Below are 18290 nucleotides of genomic sequence, written 5' to 3'. Positions count from 1 at the left end.
GCACACTTCAAGCAGAGGACACGCTCACTCATGACAATTCCCTCTCACCCTGAACGCCGAGAGTCCTGGGGCGCCGTTCTGGCCATGTCGCTCGCTGCGTTCGCGCTGGTAGCGTCTGAATTCATGCCGGTCAGTCTCCTGACACCTATTGCAGTGGACCTCCAGATTACCGAAGGCCAAGCGGGACAAGGAATCTCTATTTCCGGAGTATTCGCGTTGATCACCAGCCTGCTGATAGCCTCAGTGGCCGCACGAATTGATCGAAAAAAGCTCCTGCTCTCTCTCATCATCGTCATGGCCATTTCAGGAACCGTGGTTGCTATAGCGCATGATTACCGCATGTTCATGGCAGGCCGGGCGTTGATCGGCGTGGCGATTGGTGGATTTTGGTCGTTATCCGCGGCCACCGCCATGCGCCTGGTACCGAGCGAACGCGTCCCGCGAGCGTTGGCAATCGTCAACGGCGGCAACGCTTTGGCGACGGTAATCGCCGCGCCCCTGGGGAGTTTTCTTGGAGCCATCATCGGCTGGCGCGGTGCCTTCTTTTGCGTAGTCCCCGTTGCCGGACTTGCCGCCGTCTGGTTGCTAGTGAGCCTGCCCTCATTCAAGGCCGAACGCCGTGATCGCAGCAGCAACGTATTCGCGTTGATGACGCGCATGCCGGTGGCAATGGGCATGATCGCTGTCAGCCTCTTCTTCATGGGCCAGTTCACACTTTTTACCTACCTGCGCCCGTTCCTGGAGACAGTCACCCATGCCAGCACCAATAGGCTCTCGCTGATGCTGCTGGCGCTGGGCGTATCCGGTTTCGTCGGCACCCTGTTCATTGAAGTGTTCTTGAAGAAAGCGCTGTTTCGAACACTCATCGTGATCCCGTTACTGATGGCCGTGATCGCCGGCGCATTGGTGATCTTTGGCAGCTCGCCGCTGATCACTACGGTGCTGTTGGGTGGTTGGGGTTTGGTTGCAACGGCCGCACCCGTTGGCTGGTGGACATGGCTGGCGAAAACCTTGCCAGACGATGCGGAAGCAGGCGGCGGGTTGATGGTTGCAATCATCCAGTTGGCGATAACCCTGGGGGCTACCGCGGGCGGTGTCGCATTCGACTTGCAGGGCTATCGCGCACCCTTTGAATTGAGCGCAGCGCTTCTGGTAGTTGCCGGCGTCCTCGCCTTCATGGCCGGACGCTCGGGCTTACAGGCCCCCCTGAGGAATGCGTACCCACGGTAAACAGGCCGACGAACGCGGTTGTAAGCGTCAAGACTGACCCCCGACTGCTGAATTCATCTCACAGGGTCGCGCTCAACCAAACGGCTAATCACCGAGCGTTTCTCCGCGTAAAGTTGCGTCAAGACATTCCAGAGACGATGAAAATGACCGATGTAACTGTGGTAATTGGCGCCGGCTCGATTGGCCAGGCCATCGCCCGCCGCGTCAGTGCCGGTAAACATGTCGTACTCGCCGACCTGCGCGAAGACACCGCCGAGGCCGCCGCCAAGGTATTGAGCGATGCGGGTTTCGAGGTTTCCACGTCAGCGGTTGACGTGTCGTCCCGCGCATCTGTCCAGGCGCTCGTCGCGTTCGCGGCCAGCATCGGCGACATCACCGGCGTTATCCATGCCGCGGGGGTTTCACCCTCCCAGGCTGCACCTGCAACCATTTTGCGTGTCGACCTGTATGGCACGGCCCTGGTCCTGGAGTTGTTCGGCGAGGTCATTGCCAAAGGCGGGTCGGCCATCGTCATCGCATCGCAATCAGGCCATCGTTTGCCAGCCCTTACCGCCGAGCAGAATAAAGCCCTGGCGTTGACGCCGACTGAGGATTTGCTCGGGTTGCCGATGCTGCAACCCGACCTGGTAACCGACCCCCTGAACGCCTACCAGCTCTCCAAACGTGGCAATTCTCTGCGCGTTGCTGCCCAGGCGGTGCGCTGGGGCAAGCGCGGCGCACGGGTGAATACCATCAGCCCAGGCATCATTTTTACACCGTTGGCGCGGGATGAATTGTCCGGGCCGCGTGGGGACGGATATCGACGCATGATCGAGTCCAGTGCCGCCAAACGCGGGGGGACGCCCGATGAGGTGGGCGCTGTAGCGGCATTGCTGATGGGGCCTGAAGGCACCTTCATCACCGGCAGCGATTTTCTCATGGACGGCGGCGTCACCGCCCAATACTGGTACGGTGAGTCACAGCCGTAATTGTCCTGTGTAGGCTCGCGCCGGCTATTTCAGTTGGCCACGCGCCCATTCACGCACAGCCTCGGCGAACATTCGCAGGGCCATTGGCGGGTGCCGGTTGGCAGGGTAATACAGGCACGCGCCCGGATAGTACGGGCCCCAGTCTGGCAATAGATGAACCAGGCGACCGGCCCGCAGATGATCCTCGACCTGATGCTCCGGCAGCCACGCAATGCCGATGCCGGCCAACGCCGCTTCCGTCATCAGGTTGATGTTGTCCATTGTCATCGGCCCATCGACATCGATGCTGGCATTTCTTCCCTGGTAACCCAGGTCCCAGCGAAACAAGGTGCCGCTCGCGAAGCGAAAGCGAATGCAGCGATGGTCCTTGAGGTCATGCGGTACCTGGGGAGCGGGATGCCGATTGAGATAGTCGGGCGAGGCTACCGCCGCAAAACGAATGTCCGGGCCGAATCGGATGGCGATCATGTCGCGAGGAACATCATCGAACAGACGGATACCGGCGTCGAACCCATCCGCCACAATATCGACCAGGCGACTGTCAGCGATGCACTCGATGTGGATCTGCGGGTTGTCGCGCAAGAAATCAGGCATCACGTGACGGATCAGCGGTTTGAATGAGGATTCCGACGCGCTCAGCCGTATCGACCCGGAAGGCGTATTGCGCTCCGAGGTCACGTCGTTGACCGCGCATTCAAGATCGCCCAACAGCGGTTGCACGCGATTGAACAACTGCTCACCCGCCTCCGTCAGCGCTACAGAGCGGGTGGTGCGGTTGAACAAGCGCAGCTCCAGGCGAGATTCCAGGCCCCGCATGGAATGGCTCAACGCCGACGCTGACACGCCAAGAATCTTGGCGGCTCCGCTGAAGCTGCGTTGCTCGGCAATGGCGACGAAGGCCGTCAGCTCAGGAAGTCCAGCACGGATCATTAGTGAATTCCCCTCAGGTGCTCATTAAGCAATGTGCCAATTGTTGAGCGAAGCACAGGAATTTAAAGTGTACCAATCAGTTACCTGGTTGCGAAGGAGACGAAACATGCAGAAACGTCATTTGGGTAAAAGCGGACTCGAAGTCTCAGCCATCGGCCTGGGCTGCATGGGCTTGAGCTTCGCTTACGGCCCCGCGCTGGAACGCAAGGCGGCAATTACGCTCATTCGAAAAGCCTTCGACAAGGGCGTGAATTTTTTCGACAGCGCCGAAGCCTATGGGCCTTTCACCAATGAAGCGCTGCTGGGCGAAGCGTTGGCGCCGATGCGGGATCATGTCGTGATCGCCACCAAATTCGGTTTCAAGCATGGGCTGCCGGGTGAAGGGCTTGATAGCCGGCCTGAAACGATCAAGGCCGTGGTCGAGGCCTCATTGAAGCGGCTCAACACCGACCGCATCGAACTGCTGTACCAACACCGCATCGATCCCCAGGTGCCGATCGAAGATGTGGTGGGCACGGTCAAGCAACTGGTCGATGCCGGCAAAGTCTTGCACTTTGGCATGTCCGAAGCCGGGCCAGAGGCAATCCGGCGCGCGCATGCCGTGTTGCCGGTGGCCGCGTTGCAAAGTGAGTACTCGTTATGGTGGCGCGAGCCTGAAGAGCAAATTCTGCCGGTGCTGGAGGAACTCGGTATCGGCTTCGTGCCATTCAGCCCGCTGGGCAAAGGTTTCCTGACGGGCGCCATCGATGCGAACACCCAGTTTGCGCACGACGATTTCCGCAACGTGGTGCCACGCTTCACTGAAGAGAACCGCAAGGCCAATGCGAAACTCGTCGAGGTTCTGGGCCACATCGCCGCGGGCAAAAACGCAACACGCGCGCAGGTTGCCTTGGCTTGGCTGATGGCGCAGAAGCCCTGGATTGTGCCCATTCCAGGAACCACTAAATTGCACCGACTGGAAGAAAACATCGGCGCAGCCCACCTGGTTCTGGATAAAGACGATCTCACCGCCATCGCGACGGCATTGGAGCAGATCAAGGTCGTGGGGGATCGCTACCCCGCGCATTTGCAAAAAAACGTCAACCGCTGAGCCTCAGCCCCTGACCTGCCGCCGGCGCCCATGGATGGGTGCCGGCGGTGTTGTTTCAAACACCTGAATTCAACGAGTATCGTCGACCATGCCCCGGCCAGAACGCCCCAGCGCGGTAGCAACGCCATCCGATAAACAACGCCTGTGGATGCTGGCCATTCTCAGCGCCTTGATGGCGTTCGCGTCCATTTCAACCGACCTTTACCTGCCTGCGATGCCCGCGATGGCCAAATCACTGCACGCTGACGCAGGTCAGCTTGAGCTGACGATTTCCGGTTATCTGATCGGCTTCAGCCTGGGCCAGTTGTTGTGGGGGCCGGTCGGCGATCGCTACGGACGGCGATTGCCCGTCGCCTTGGGGTTACTGCTGTTCATCGCGGGGTCCGCCGGCTGCGCCTTGTCGACCACGGCGCCCATGATGATTGGCTGGCGCGCGGTACAGGCGGTCGGCGCATGTGCCAGTGTCGTGCTGGCCCGCGCAATGATCCGCGACCTGTATGAAGGACACCGGGCTGCGCAAATGCTGTCGACCCTCATGACGGTCATGGCCGTGGCCCCGCTGCTGGGCCCGAGCATTGGCGGGATCCTCCTCGAGTCAGGCTCCTGGCACCTGATCTTCTGGGCGCTCGTGTTGTTTGGCGGCGTAACCCTGGTTGCCCTGTATACCCTTCCAGAAACGCTGCCTGCAGAACGCCGCAGCCATGCCCCGCTCAGCGGTGCCTTGCGCCGCTACGGACAACTGCTGACGGATCGCCGCGTGCTGGGTTATGCCTCGGCAGGCGGATTCTTCTACGGCGGAATGTATGCCTACATCGCGGGTACGCCCTTTGCCTATATCGATTACTACCACGTATCCCCCCATACCTATGGGCTGCTGTTTGGTGTTGGCATAGTGGGGATCATGCTGGCAAACCAGCTCAACGCGAGGCTGGTCAGGCAAATCGGCAGTGATCGCCTGATGCGCTTGGGTGCGCTCCTGGCAGCACTCTCGAGCCTGTGGCTGGCGGTCGATGCATGGACTGGCATGGGTGGGCTGGCGGGGTTGGTCGCGCCGCTGTTCGTGTTCGTCGCTGCGGCGGGATTGATAGTCGCCAACTCGATCGTCGGGGCAATGGACGGATTCCCGCACATGGCGGGAGCGGTTTCTGCCTTGGTCGGGGCGTTGCAGTACGGAACAGGGATACTCGGGTCGGGTCTGGTCGGCCTATGGGCTGACGGCACGCCGAAGCCGATGGCGACAGTGATCGCAGTGTTCGGATCAGCCAGCATGGCATGTGCGTTTTGGTGGGTTAAATCGAAACCTGGGACTCCCCTCTAAACCCAGCGCCGATGGAAAGCAGGCAACCCTGAGATTGCCTGCCCTCCCCAATCGCTTCAGCTGACTTTACGGCCTTCGACCGGGTAGCCCGGATCCGTGAACCCATGGGTCGACGCATGGCCCGGCACCACCAGGCTGTCGACCAACTGTTCATCATCTGGCCCCAGCGCCAGCCCTAACGCATCCATATAGCTGTCCCAGTGAGCTTCGGTACGAGGGCCGGCGATCGCTGCACTGATCAGTTGGTTTTTCAACACCCAGGCGATGGCGAACGCCACGGACGTCGTGCCCCGATCTTTCGCGTGCCGGGCGATGGTCTGCGCGATTTTCAGGGATTCGGGGCGCCATTCGGTCTGTTGGATACGCTTGTCGCCACGCCCTGCCCTCGTATCAGCCGGTGGCGGCGCATCCACAGGGTACTTGCCACTGAGCACGCCACGGGCAAGCGGGCTGTAGGGAACAACGCCAATGCCGTAGTTGTCGGCGACCGGTAGCTGCTCGACCTCGGCGCTTCGATTGACGATGTTGTACAACGGCTGGCTGACCGTGGGCCGCTGGATGCCCAGCGAATCGGCAATACGGACCATCTCGGCGATTTTCCAGCCATGGAAATTGGACACCCCGTAATAGCGGATCTTGCCCTGACGAATCAGGTCGTCAATCGCTCGCAAGCCTTCTTCCATCGGCACATCACTGAGGGTGCGGTGGAAATACAGGATGTCGATATAGTCGGTACCCAGGCGTTTGAGGCTGGCCTCCACGTTCTGGATGATCCACTTGCGCGACTGCCCCTGTTGATTCGGGCCAGCATCAGCCGACGACGGATAACCGAACTTGGTGGCCACCACCCAGTTGTCACGCAGCGCTGCAATGGATCGGCCGACGACTTCCTCGGAACGCCCCGCGTGGTAGGCATCAGCCGTGTCGATAAAATTGATGCCCGCGGCACCGGCCTTATCGATGATGCGTTTACTGGTCGCTTCGTCGGTCTCGCCGCCGAACATCATGGCACCCAGGCACAACGGCGATACTTTCAGGGCACTGCGGCCCAGGTAACGGTAATTCATCATTAACCCTCTAAGGCGTTTGAAAGATGAATTGATCCTAGCGCCATTCCAATCAGTGATTAAGGTGCAGGAAAAGGATACGGCTATGAGACGGGCTCATGAATGTTTCAGGCCTTGTAGCGCAGTGCATCCACGACCAGGCTCAGTGCCCGCGATGACTGTCGCCGACTGGGGTAATAAATGTGCAAGCCCGGAAAGGTCGGAAACCACGGCTCCAGCACCCAGCAGAGCCGCCCGGCGGCGACGTGCTCTTTCACCAGGTCTTCAGGCAGATAAGCCACTCCACAGCCATCCAGTGCAGCCGCGAGCATCGGATAGGTGCCATTGAACGTGAGTTGCCCCTGCACGCGCACCTGCACTTCGCGGTCCCCGCTCGCCAGTTCCCATGGGTAACAACCTCCATGAGTCGGCAACCGCAGATTGATGCAGTTATGCGCAGCCAGGTCTTCCGGCGCCTGCGGCGGCGGGTGCGCGTGCAGATACGCCGGCGAGGCGACCATCGCCATGCGCAGGTCTGGGCCGATCCGGACGGCAATCATGTCCTGGGCGACTTGATTGCCCAGGCGCACGCCAATGTCGTAGCGCTCGGCAACGATATCGGTCAGGCCATAATCGGTGGTGATTTCGATGTTGATATCGGGAAACCGTGGCAAAAACTCGGCGAGGCGCGGCCACAGCACCGAGTTCGCCGCGTAGTCGGTGGCGGATATGCGCAGCGTACCGCGAGGCGAGTCACGCAGCTCGATCACTTCGGCAAGGTCCGCCTCGATCTCTTCGAAACGCGGCGCCAGCTTGTTGAACAGATGCTCGCCGGCTTCCGTAGGTGCCACGCTCCGCGTGGTACGCGTCAGCAGTCGGACGCCGAGCCGGGTTTCCAGCGCGCGGATGGTATGACTCAACGCCGATTGCGAAACGCCGAGCTGCGCGGCCGCGCGCGTAAAGCTGCGCTCTCGCGCAACGGCCACAAATGCCAGGAGATCGCCATATCCTTCACGCGCCATTGATGGGCCTCATTCATAGAGTAATCGACCCGAAGCATATCCCAGATTACGCTGCATTAATGAGCCAGATTCATGACGCCATGCAGGTTATAGCGTTTAATCAATGGATCGCAGTTGCCTACCATGGGTCGATCGATGGATTCGTTTTCCAATCACCCTGGGAGTGCTCAATGAAACTGCTCACCGCAACGACCTTTGCCACCCTCCTCTTCGCCGCTGCCGTGGACGCTGATCAAGGCCTGCCGCGTCCTGATCCCAAGCCCTCGCCGGATGTACTCGAAATTACCCCGCAGTTGTACACATACACCACCGAACTGCTGTTCGGCGAAGTATGGAAACGTGAAGCGCTGATACCACGAGACCGCAGCCTGATCACCTTGTCTGCCCTGATCGCCAGCGGCCAGATCCCGCAACTCACCGGGCACATCAAACTGGGGCTGGACAATGGCCTCAAGCCGAGTGAAATCAGCGCACTGATTACCCATTTGGCATTCTACTCAGGGTGGCCAAACGCGATGTCTGCGGCGGGCGTTGCCAAGCAGGTCTTCAACGAGCGCCATATTCCTGCCGAGCAGATTTCTCCGCCTTCTGGCGCGCCCCTGACACTTGACCCAGAGCGTGAAGCGAAGCGCCGCGCCGCCGTCGATGACGGGGTGGGAGGGGTAGCACCGGAGCTGGCCCGCTACACCAACGACGTGTTGTTCGGCGACCTGTGGCGACAAAGCAATCTCAGCGCCCGCGACCGCAGCCTGGTCACCGTTGCCGCACTGATTGCCCAGGGCCAGGCGGCGCAGCTCCCGTTCCACCTCAACCGGGCCATGGACAACGGCCTGAGCCAGGCCCAGGCCGCCGAAGCGGTGACGCATCTCGCGTTTTACGTTGGCTGGCCGAAGGCGATGTCGGCCGTGCCGGTGCTCAAGGAGGTCTTCGCGGCGCGCCCGTGAGAGGGACCCTCGCTGCGCCGTCGCCCGGCATTATTGAATAGGTCTCATAGCCCCGTCCCGAATTACCCGGGTAGTGCGCGTCGTGATGACTGGATAAATTGCTGCTTATCCGGTTACGACCGCTTCCACTCGATTCGAGGGTCAACATGAAGGCAAGAACGCTAGGCGACGAACTGACGGTTTCCGCCCTGGGACTGGGCTGCATGGGCATGAGCTCAGCCTACGGCCCGGCTGCAGACGCCGATGAGATGGTCAAGCTGATACGCACGGCGCATGACCAGGGCGTTACGTTGTTTGATACGGCTGAGGCCTATGGCCCCTTCGTCAATGAAACGCTGCTGGGCGACGCGTTGGCACCGATCAGGGACAAGGTGGTCATCGCGACCAAGTTCGGCTTTGACATCGACCTGGAAACCGGCGAGCGACGTGGCGGTACCAACAGCCGTCCCGAGCATATCAAGGCGGTCGTGGACGCGTCCCTGAAACGGTTGCGCACCGAGCGCATCGATCTTCTGTATCAGCACCGGGTTGATCCTGACGTCCCGATTGAAGACGTCGCCGGCGCGGTCCAGCAACTGATTGCGCAAGGTAAAGTCGCACACTTCGGGCTTTCGGAAGCAGGCGTCCACACCATTCGACGCGCCCACGCCGTGCAAAAAGTCACTGCGGTGCAAAGCGAGTACTCCTTGTTCTGGCGTGAGCCGGAGCGCGAGCTCTTGCCAGTGCTGGAGGAGCTGACTATTGGCTTCATGCCGTTCAGCCCACTGGGCGCAGGGTTTCTGACGGGCAAGATCGACGAGAACACGCGCTTCGATCCATCGGATTTTCGCAACACCGTGCCCCGCTTCACGCCCGAAGCGCGCAGGGCGAATGCTGCTTTGGTCACCGCCATCAAGCGTATAGCCGCTCGCAAGGGCGCAACGCCGGCACAGATTGCGCTCGCTTGGTTGCTCGCCCAAAAGCCCTGGATTGTGCCGATCCCGGGCACTACCAAACAGCATCGGCTTGAAGAAAACCTGGGCGCCATCGAACTTGAACTGACGCCAGGCGATCTGGTTGAAATTGATGCTGAGGTGTCGACACTCGAGGTTCACGGTGATCGACTGCCCGCCTCGGCGATGAAAATGGTCGGGCATTGAGACGCCCTTGAAGCAATCTCCCCAGAGGGCAGCCGTCGGATGCCCTCCTGCACCGCGCGACGCTGATCGATCATTAACTGTCCATCAGCTTTTCCTTGGTAATCGGCAAGCTGCGAATGCGTTTTCCCGTAGCGTGGTAAACGGCATTGGCGACAGCGGCCGCCAGGCCCGTGACGCCGATTTCGCCGATCCCGCGCGCACCGAACTCACTGAGGTTGTAATCCGGGTAATCGAGCAAGGTCACGTCGATATCAGGTAAATCGCCATGAACCGGCACCACGTATTCGGCGTAGTTGTTGTTCACCGGCAGGCCCGTGCGCTGATCGTTTTCCGATGCTTCGAACAGCGCCATGCCGAGGCCCATAATAATTGCTCCCTCCACCTGGTTTCGCGCGGCGAGCGGGTTGACCACTTTGCCTACGTCGATGGCACTGACCACCCGAGCCACACGCAGGCGCGAGATGCCAGGGTCCCAGCGCACCTCGACAAAGTGCGCACCAAAGGAACGATAGGAAAAGTCACCGCCCTTGGCTCCGCTCTGGAAGTTGCCCTCCGCGCGCGCGATGCGTTGGTGGCGCAGGACCTCGGCGAAACTCGCGCGTCGATCGCCATTGACAAGTTGGCCAGCTTCGACAGACAGGCTTTCCAGGGGAGTGCCTGAAAACAGTCCCGCGCTCATCACCGCGTATTCACGCAACTTGGTCAGCGCGGCGCGCGTGGCGCCCGCGATAGCCGGCAAGATGCTCGCGGTGGCCCAGGAACCACCGGCCAACGCGCCCGGCGGGAACGTGGAACTGCCCAGCTCCACCTCGATCCGATCGAATGGCAGGCCCGTCAGTTGAGCGATGGTCTGCGCGACGACGGTATAGGTGCCAGTGCCGATGTCCTGCTGGCCGCATTGAGCAAGCACGCTGCCGTCCGAGCGAATAATCACGCGGGCGTCGGTGGGTACCTGATAGGCCTCCCAATTGCAGGCACCCATGCCATAGCCGATCACTTCATCACCGTCACGCATTGCCCCAACCGCCGCATTGCGTGTGTGCCAGCCAAACCGTTCGGCCGCGGTATCGATCGCCTCCGGCAAATGATTGCTCGACCATGCCAGGTTGAGGCTTTCGTCGCGGGTCGCCAGGTTCAGTTTGCGAAACGCCAGCGGGTCAATGCCCCGCAGCAGCGCCAGCTCGTCGATGGCCGACTCCAACGCAAACAGGCCGGGCGCAGCGCCAGGTGCCCGCATTGAGGTCGGCGTGCCGCGATTGAGCGGACTGTTCTTGTGATCGACCAGCACGTTCGCACAGGAATAAAGACTGCGCGTGACGCCGCCGCATGCCTCGGTATAGGCATCGGTGGTCGAGGTGCTGTTGAACGACTCGTGGCGAATCGACACCAGCTTGCCGTCCCCGTCCGTAGCCAGGCGGATGCGTTGCAAGGTTTCCGGGCGATGCCCTGTCGCGGTAAACATCTGCGCCCTGGGCAGCATCAGTTGTACCGGACGGTTCACCACCTTCGCGGCGGCGCAGGCGGCTATCGAGTGCGGCCATGGCCACAGTTTGCTGCCAAACCCTGAACCAATGAACGGCGCATGCACTTCGACGCGATCGGGTGGCAGATCGAAGACATTGGCCAACACATTGCGGTGATTCACCACCCCCTGCGTACCTTCATACACATACAGCTTCGCGTCGCGCCAATACGCGGTCGTCGCATGCATCTCCATCGGGCTGTGGGTTTCGACCGGCGTGGTGTAGGTCTGGTCGAGCCGGGTGACAGCCGCTTGCCAGCCTGCCTCCGGGTCGCCTCGGCTGTGCCCTCGCCCGCCATCGCGCGCGCCCTTTTGCTTGAGTGCGTCCTTGAGGTTGGTAATGGCCGGGCTTTCGGCATACTCGACCTTGACCTGAAACGCCGCCGCACGGGCCTGCTCGAAGGTGTCAGCGATCACCAGGGCCACGAACTGCCCGGGATAGGCCACCTTGTCATCCTCGAACGGCAGCCGGCGCTCGTCGACCTTGGCGGCGCTTAGGATGTCCTTGAAGGTCATGGCCACATCCGGTGTACGGTGCAACCGGGGAAAGTTGCCATGGTGCAGCACGGCAACCACGCCAGGCATTGCGCGGGCCCATGTGTCGTCAATGGCGACCACCCGGCCATTGGCGATCGTGCTGTAGACGCCATAGGCATAAGCCAAATCTGGCAAAGGATGGTCAGCGGCATACCGTGCTGCGCCCGTGACCTTCAGGCGACCGTCGATACGTTTGTGCGGGGTGCCGATTATCGGTTGGCTCATCAGAATGCACTCCTATGCTGTCAGGTCGCGAAGGTTGCGCGTCACGACCTGTTGGCCGAGGGGGATCTTGAAACCATTGTGCTCATAGGCGCGAGCGCCCTGCAGGGCGCGCTCGCCCGCCTGGGTAAACACGGCGATATCGGCTTTCTGCCCAGCCAATGCGCGCTCGGCTTCCAGCGCACGCCATGGCTTGGTGCCGACGCCTCCGAGGGCAATCCGCGCCTCGGTGATGCGCTGGCCATCCATCACCACGATCACCGCACTCGATGCCAAGGCGAATTGATAAGAGTCGCGGTCGCGCAATTTCAGGTAGGCCGAGCGGCTGTTCGCCAACGGTGCATCCAGGGTCACATGGGTGATCAACTCATGAGGCTGCAGCGCATGCTCCAACCAAGGCGTCTGCCCCGGCAACAGGTGGAAATCGCCGAAGGGAATCTCACGCACCCCGTTCGGGCCTTGAACCGTCACCTGCGCGCCAATCGCAGCCATTGCCACGCACATGTCGGACGGGTGCGTCGCGATGCAATGCGCGCTGGTGCCCAGCACGGCATGCACGCTGCGGTTGTGGCCGCCGATGGCTGCGCAACCGGAGCCCGGCTGGCGCTTGTTGCAGGGCGACACACCGTCGCGGAAATAATTGCAGCGCACGCGTTGCATCACGTTGCCTGCGGTGGTGGCCTTGTTGCGCAACTGCGTGGAGGCCCCCGCCAGAATGGCCTGGGACAGCACGGCGTAGCGCTCGCGGATCAGCGCATGACTGGCCAGCGCGGTGTTGCTGACCAGCGCGCCGATGCGCACACGCCCATCGGCGAGCGGCTCGATGTGCTTGAGCGCAAGGCGATTGATATCCACCAGACGGTCGGGCTGCATGACGTCCAGCTTCACCAGGTCGAGCAGCGTGGTCCCCCCCGCCAGGTAAAACGGCTGGCCAGGCGCGGCATGGCTGCTCACCGCCTGGGCCGCAGATTCAGCGCGGGCATAATCGAACGTACGCATCAGGCCGCTCCTCGCATTTTTCCACGTGCCGACTGAATCGCCGAAAGGATGTTCTTGTAGGCACCGCAGCGGCAGATATTGCCGCTCATGGCCTCTTTCACGCTGGCATCGTCAGTGCCGATGTTCGGGTCATTGAGCAGTGCCACCGCGCTCATGATCTGCCCCGACGTGCAGTAGCCGCATTGGTAGGCGTCGTGATCCCAGAAAGCTTCCTGCACCGGGTGCAGATCGTCGCCTTGAGACAAGCCTTCGATGGTCGTGATGTGGTCGCCATCGTGTTGCAGGGCAATTGACAGGCAACTGTTGATTGCCACCCCGTTGACCAACAAGGTGCACGCCCCGCACTGGCCGTGGTCGCAGCCTTTCTTGGTGCCGGTCAGCTGCAGCCGGTCACGCAGCACATCCAGCAATATTGCATTGGCCGGGACATTGAGTTTATGCAGTTGCCCATTCACGGTGAGCTGTATCCGTTGCTCACCCGCCTGGGGCGCGCCTGCGTCATCGACCACCATGGGCGCCAGTTGGGCAGCCACGACGCTGTCAGGGATCCAGGTCGACACCGTGGCGGCGGCGATGCCGGATACGCCAAACTTGAGAAAGTTGCGGCGTGAAGGTGTGACGCCCGACGCCTCCGCATCCGGCGCGCTTTCGGGGGTATTCAAGTCTTTGATTTCTGTCATCAGGTTTCACCTTTGAACGGGCTCAGCAATGCATCGAAAATAGCCAAAGGGTCACTCTAAAGCCGTGATCCCAGCCTGCATGATTCGTACCTTGTCACCTGAACTTAGCCCGTCGGGTGGGTTGGCAATGACCTGGTCGGTCTGCTGGACCCCATCCGCGAACTCAAGGTAGGTGCCGTAGTCACGGGTCACCGTCACCGGCTTCAGCTGCACGGTGCCGGTGTCATCGACCGTCGCGATCTGCACGCCGGCCTTGCCGACGATCAGCGCGCTGGGAGGGAGACTGAGCGCAGTGGGCGCAGGCGTACCTTCAAACAGCACAGAGGCGAACGATCCCGGCAGCAAGTCGCCACGCTGGTTTTCCACGCTCAGTTGAACGCGCATGGCGCCGGTGTCCATATCGACGGCCTGGGCCAGGGATTGCACTGTGGCCTCGAATGCCTGTCCCGGGCGTTCCGGCACGCTGAGCGTGGCCCGGGTACCGACTTTTATCCACGCCAGTTGACGCTGCGGGACGCTGACATACACGCGCAGCCGGCTCACATCGGAGACCACGAACAATTCGCTGCCAGCGGTCATCCCGACATTGATCAATGCGCCGACATCGGTGTTACGTGCGGTCACTACCCCGTCAAACGGCGCGACAATCCGGGTATAGCCCTGCAACGCCTGCAACCGATCGACGTTGGCTTGCGCTTCGTTGACCTGGGATCGCCTGGTGGCGAGGTCGCCACGGCGCTCCTCGACCTCCTGAAGGGAGACCGCTTCGCTCTCTCGCAGTTGCTCCCAGCGTTTGGCGGTGGTGCCGGCAAGGGACATTTCGCTGCGGGCAGTCGCCAACGCTGCGCGCGCCTGGCGCAACTGCTGGTCCAGGTCAGGGGCATCGATTTGCGCCAACCGCTCGCCGGCTTTGACCCGTGCCCCGATGTCCCGGCCCCAATGCTTCAAGTAGCCGCTGACCCGCGCATACAGCGGGGCACGTGACCAGGCTTCGATACGCCCTGGCAGTTGCAGGGAGGCCGGCGTGACCAGCCGGGGAACGACGAGTGCAACCGTGGCGATCCGTTTGCGCTCTGCCATCTGCTCCAACTGACCCGCTTGCGAATGGCGGCTTGCCCAGCCAGCGATGAGGATGACACCGGCCGTCGCCATTGCTCCAACGATCAACACAAGGCGACCAGACGGGCTGCGATCAGCGTGGGGTTTCACAGGCATCTCAGATTGCTCCAGGGACTAAGTGCGGCTTGGGTTCAGTACGGAAATCGTTGCGGTGCGCCACGCTGAAAAGCACCGGGACAAACAACAGGGTCGCGACGGTCGCAAACAACAGGCCGCCGATCACGGCGCGCCCCAATGGGGCGTTCTGCTCACCGCCCTCCCCCAGCCCCAGTGCCATGGGCAGCATGCCGAGGATCATTGCCAGCGCCGTCATCAATACCGGGCGCAGTCGAGCGATACCGGCTTCCAGCGCTGCAGCTGTCGCATCAGCCAGCACGTGCAGGCGCTCGCGGGCAAAACTGATGACCAGCACACTGTTGGCCGTGGCCACCCCCATGCACATGATCGCCCCGGTCAACGCAGGCACCGACAGCGTGGTACCGGTGGCGAAGAGCATCCAGACGATTCCGGCAAGCGCGGCGGACAAGCCAGAGACGATGACCGCCGGATCCACCCAAGATTGAAAATTGACCACGATCAACAAGTAGATGAGCACGACGGCCCCCAGCAAGCCGTACAACAGACCGGAGAACGCCCGTTCCATGGTCTGCACCTGGCCCATCAGGTTGACCGTGCTGCCGCGCGGCACTTCGTCGGCCATCTGCGCGATGATCTGCCGGAGGTCCTTGGCCACAGCACCGAGGTCTCGGTCTTGGGTGGCCGCATGGATCTGCACCATGGGCTGAACGTTGTACTGGCTGACCATGCCGCTGCCGGTTGTGCGCTTGAAATCCGCGACCGCGCCGAGGGTGGTGACGGTCGCGGCGCTGCCGTTACCCACCGGCAGGTTCGCCAGGGCCGCCAACGAATCCAGCTTTGGCTGGGGCGTCTGCAAGACGATGGGGTAGCTCACGCCATTGGCGGGGTTGAGCCAGTAGGTTGGTGCGACCTGGCTGCTGCCGGCCAGGTTGACCACCAGGCTGTTGGTGACATCGCGTGTGGTCAAGCCCAGCAATTGAGCCTGGGTACGATCCAGGTCGACGTTGAACACCGGCGCCTTGTTCGATTGCAGGATGCGCGCATCGGCCAGGCCCGGCACCGTCCGGATTCGCTTGAGCAGTTGCTGCGCGTAGGCAAAGTTCGCGTCGACATTGTTGCCCCTGACCTGGATGTCGATGGGTGCCGGGGCACCAAAGTTGAGGATCTGGCTGACAATGTCCGCCGGAGGAAACGAAAACGTGCTGTCAGGGAACCGTTCAGGCAAGACTTCACGGAGCTTTTTCACATAGCCAGCGGTCGGCTGGTGGCCTGAGCGCAACGCAATCTGGAAATCGCCGTCCTGGGAGCCCATGACCCCCGTATTGTTGTAGGTCAGGTTGATGTTGCTCGGTGGCAGGCCAATGTTGTCGACCAAGGTGGTGATTTCCTCAGCCGGGATGATGCTGCGTATCGCCTCTTCTATCTGCGCAAACCGTGAGGCCGTCTCCTCCACGCGAGTGCCCACCGGTACGCGCACATGCATCAGGACCTGACCGGAATCCACCGTCGGGAAAAAGTTGCTGCCAATGAAGGGCACCAGCCCAAACGAGAGTGTCACCACCGCCATGAAGCCCAGCAGGAATGCTTTGCGGCGGCGCAGCGCACCCTCGAGCACAGACTGATAGCGCTGGCGCAGCCGGTCAAAACCGCGTTCGAACCCGCGCTGAAAGCGTACCAGCGGATTGCGCGAAGCCGGTTGGCGTTCAGGATGTGCCCGATGCGGCTTCAGCAGGTACTTGGCCATGGTCGGCACCAACGTCCTGGACAGGATGAAGGAGCAGATCATGCCGAAGATCACGGCTTCCGCCATCGGGACGAACAGATACCGCGAAACCCCTTCGAGAAAGAACATCGGAACAAACGCGATACAGATGCACAACAGCGACACGAAAGCCGGCGTGACGATCTGGCGTGCGCCGTCCAGAATGGCCGTCTCGACGTCCTTGCCCTGCTCCAGGTGCCAGTTGACGTTCTCGATCGTCACCGTGGCGTCGTCCACCAGGATCCCGATGGCCAGCGCCAACCCTCCCAGCGTCATCAGGTTGAGGGTTTCACCCAGGGCCGCCAGGATGATCAGCGAACCCAGGATCGCCAGGGGAATTGACACGGCAATGATCACCGTCGAGCGCCAACTGCCGAGGAACAGCAGGATCATCACGCTGGTCAGCGCCGCGGCAATGGCCCCTTCCAGCACCACGCCCTTGATGGCGGCACGCACGAACAATGACTGATCGTTGATCGGTTGCACGACCAGTGCGTCCGGCCAGCCTGGCTTGAGCGCTGCGATCTGTGCCCGGATGCCATCGACAATGGCCAGCGTCGATGCCGAGCCATTCTTGAGCACCGACATCAACACTGACCGGCTACCGTCGACATGCACGATGTTGGTCTGCGGGGCATTGCCGTCATGCACATCGGCGACGTCGCGCAGATAGATCGTGCTGCCGTTCACCACTTTGACCGGCAGCAATCCCAACTCATCGATCGCCGACGGCGCACCGTTGAGCTGCAGGGTGTACTCCAGCTCGCCGATCTTTTGGCTGCCTATCGGCACCAGAATATTGTGGGCTGCCAACGCAGCCGACACGTCCTGCGCCGAAAGCCCTCGGGCCTGCAGCGCAGCAGGGTTCACGTCAATCTGAACCTGGCGTTGTTTGCCACCGTAAGGCAACGGCATCACGACGCCCGGCACCGTAATCAGGGGCGTCCGAACGGTATTCATGCCCAGGTCGAACAACTGCTGCTCCGACAGCCCTTCTCCCGAAAGTGCCAACTGCAGGATCGGCACCGTCGCCGCGTTGTAGTTGAGGATCACCGGTGGCTGGATACCGGCTGGCATCTGCCGCAGTGCAACCTGCGATGCCGCGGTGATCTGCGCGTTGGCTACGGCAATGTCGACGCCCGGCTGGAAGAAAATCTTCACGACGCCGACGCCAGGGTAGGTATTGGATTCTATGTGTTCGATGTCGTTGACTGACGCTGTCAGCAACCGCTGAAAAACGGTTGAGATGCGCCCCGCCATCTGGTCGGGTGGCAACCCGGTGTACTGCCATGCCACGGCAATCACCGGTATCCGTATCTCCGGAAAAATGTCGGTGGGCGTGCGCATGGCAGTCAAGGGGCCGACGATCAAAACCAGTAAGGCCATCACTACAAATGTAAGGGGGCGGCGCAAGGCCACCATCACGGTACGTATCAGCACTGATGACTCCGATAACACATCGACGACAAGTGAATTCAGTTCAGAGATCGAAGGCTGTGCGGTTGACGCTATCGTCTTGCGCGACAGCGGGCTGGGGAATGAAGCGCAAGAAATTCAGGTGGCCCCCACTTCGACCAAACCTGTGAGCAGCTGCAGCATGGGGTCGCTCTCAAGTTGGCTCAGCGCGAATCTAGCGGTGACCCGACAAGGCGACTACCTCGCTCAGTCGATATACCCATGTGAG

14 protein-coding genes are annotated in these 18290 nt (G+C 61.3%); 6 read left to right on the top strand and 8 right to left on the bottom strand.

What is annotated here, in order from left to right; genetic code table 11:
• Window positions 1–30: 30 nt before the first annotated feature.
• Window positions 31–1230 (top strand): MFS transporter, encoded by a 1200-nt coding sequence (locus tag CQ041_RS06115; RefSeq protein ID WP_105521578.1) that lies wholly within the window; start codon window positions 31–33, stop codon window positions 1228–1230.
• Between the two features lie 143 nt (window positions 1231–1373).
• Entirely contained in the window at window positions 1374–2198 is an 825-nt protein-coding gene (locus tag CQ041_RS06110) for an SDR family oxidoreductase (RefSeq protein ID WP_105521577.1), read from the top strand.
• Between the two features lie 24 nt (window positions 2199–2222).
• On the opposite strand, the gene CQ041_RS06105 is transcribed toward CQ041_RS06110, so the two are convergent.
• On the bottom strand, window positions 2223–3128 hold the full coding sequence (locus CQ041_RS06105; protein ID WP_105521576.1) for a LysR family transcriptional regulator: 906 nt from the start codon (window positions 3126–3128) through the stop codon (window positions 2223–2225).
• A 106-nt stretch (window positions 3129–3234) separates the two neighbouring features.
• On the opposite strand from CQ041_RS06105, the gene CQ041_RS06100 reads away from it, so the two are divergent.
• Both CQ041_RS06100 and CQ041_RS06095 read left to right on the top strand, forming a co-directional pair.
• Complete coding sequence (locus CQ041_RS06100) at window positions 3235–4218, top strand: aldo/keto reductase (protein WP_105521575.1); 984 nt, start codon at window positions 3235–3237, stop codon at window positions 4216–4218.
• An 88-nt stretch (window positions 4219–4306) separates the two neighbouring features.
• Window positions 4307–5536, top strand: a complete 1230-nt coding sequence (locus tag CQ041_RS06095) for a Bcr/CflA family multidrug efflux MFS transporter (RefSeq protein WP_105521574.1) — start codon at window positions 4307–4309, stop codon at window positions 5534–5536.
• Between the two features lie 56 nt (window positions 5537–5592).
• On the opposite strand, the gene CQ041_RS06090 is transcribed toward CQ041_RS06095, so the two are convergent.
• Both CQ041_RS06090 and CQ041_RS06085 read right to left on the bottom strand, forming a co-directional pair.
• The gene (locus tag CQ041_RS06090) at window positions 5593–6603 is read right to left on the bottom strand and encodes an aldo/keto reductase (protein WP_105521573.1); all 1011 of its coding nucleotides are present in this window, start codon (window positions 6601–6603) and stop codon (window positions 5593–5595) included.
• A gap of 107 nt (window positions 6604–6710) precedes the next feature.
• Complete coding sequence (locus tag CQ041_RS06085; protein WP_105521572.1) at window positions 6711–7604, bottom strand: LysR family transcriptional regulator; 894 nt, start codon at window positions 7602–7604, stop codon at window positions 6711–6713.
• A gap of 170 nt (window positions 7605–7774) precedes the next feature.
• On the opposite strand from CQ041_RS06085, the gene CQ041_RS06080 reads away from it, so the two are divergent.
• On the top strand, window positions 7775–8548 hold the full coding sequence (locus tag CQ041_RS06080) for a carboxymuconolactone decarboxylase family protein (protein WP_105521571.1): 774 nt from the start codon (window positions 7775–7777) through the stop codon (window positions 8546–8548).
• Between the two features lie 146 nt (window positions 8549–8694).
• Entirely contained in the window at window positions 8695–9687 is a 993-nt protein-coding gene (locus CQ041_RS06075) for an aldo/keto reductase (RefSeq protein WP_105521570.1), read from the top strand.
• Window positions 9688–9760: 73 nt separating this feature from the next.
• On the opposite strand, the gene CQ041_RS06070 is transcribed toward CQ041_RS06075, so the two are convergent.
• The 5 genes from CQ041_RS06070 to CQ041_RS06050 all read right to left on the bottom strand — a co-directional run bounded on the left by CQ041_RS06070 (window position 9761) and on the right by CQ041_RS06050 (window position 18043).
• Entirely contained in the window at window positions 9761–11971 is a 2211-nt protein-coding gene (locus CQ041_RS06070; RefSeq protein ID WP_105521569.1) for a xanthine dehydrogenase family protein molybdopterin-binding subunit, read from the bottom strand.
• A 12-nt stretch (window positions 11972–11983) separates the two neighbouring features.
• Complete coding sequence (locus tag CQ041_RS06065) at window positions 11984–12967, bottom strand: xanthine dehydrogenase family protein subunit M (RefSeq protein WP_105521568.1); 984 nt, start codon at window positions 12965–12967, stop codon at window positions 11984–11986.
• Window positions 12967–13629 (bottom strand): (2Fe-2S)-binding protein, encoded by a 663-nt coding sequence (locus CQ041_RS06060; protein ID WP_163001915.1) that lies wholly within the window; start codon window positions 13627–13629, stop codon window positions 12967–12969. Before CQ041_RS06060 ends, CQ041_RS06065 begins: the two co-directional genes overlap by 1 nt.
• A 69-nt stretch (window positions 13630–13698) precedes the next feature.
• Window positions 13699–14862 (bottom strand): efflux RND transporter periplasmic adaptor subunit, encoded by a 1164-nt coding sequence (locus CQ041_RS06055; protein WP_105521566.1) that lies wholly within the window; start codon window positions 14860–14862, stop codon window positions 13699–13701.
• 1 nt (window position 14863) lies between these two features.
• Complete coding sequence (locus CQ041_RS06050; protein WP_256586755.1) at window positions 14864–18043, bottom strand: efflux RND transporter permease subunit; 3180 nt, start codon at window positions 18041–18043, stop codon at window positions 14864–14866.
• Between the last annotated feature and the right edge of the window lie 247 nt (window positions 18044–18290).

The organism is Pseudomonas sp. MYb60, from assembly GCF_002979555.1.
In the GTDB taxonomy this organism is placed as follows: Bacteria; Pseudomonadota; Gammaproteobacteria; order Pseudomonadales; family Pseudomonadaceae; genus Aquipseudomonas.
This window is presented reverse-complemented; position numbering and strand designations above follow the sequence as displayed.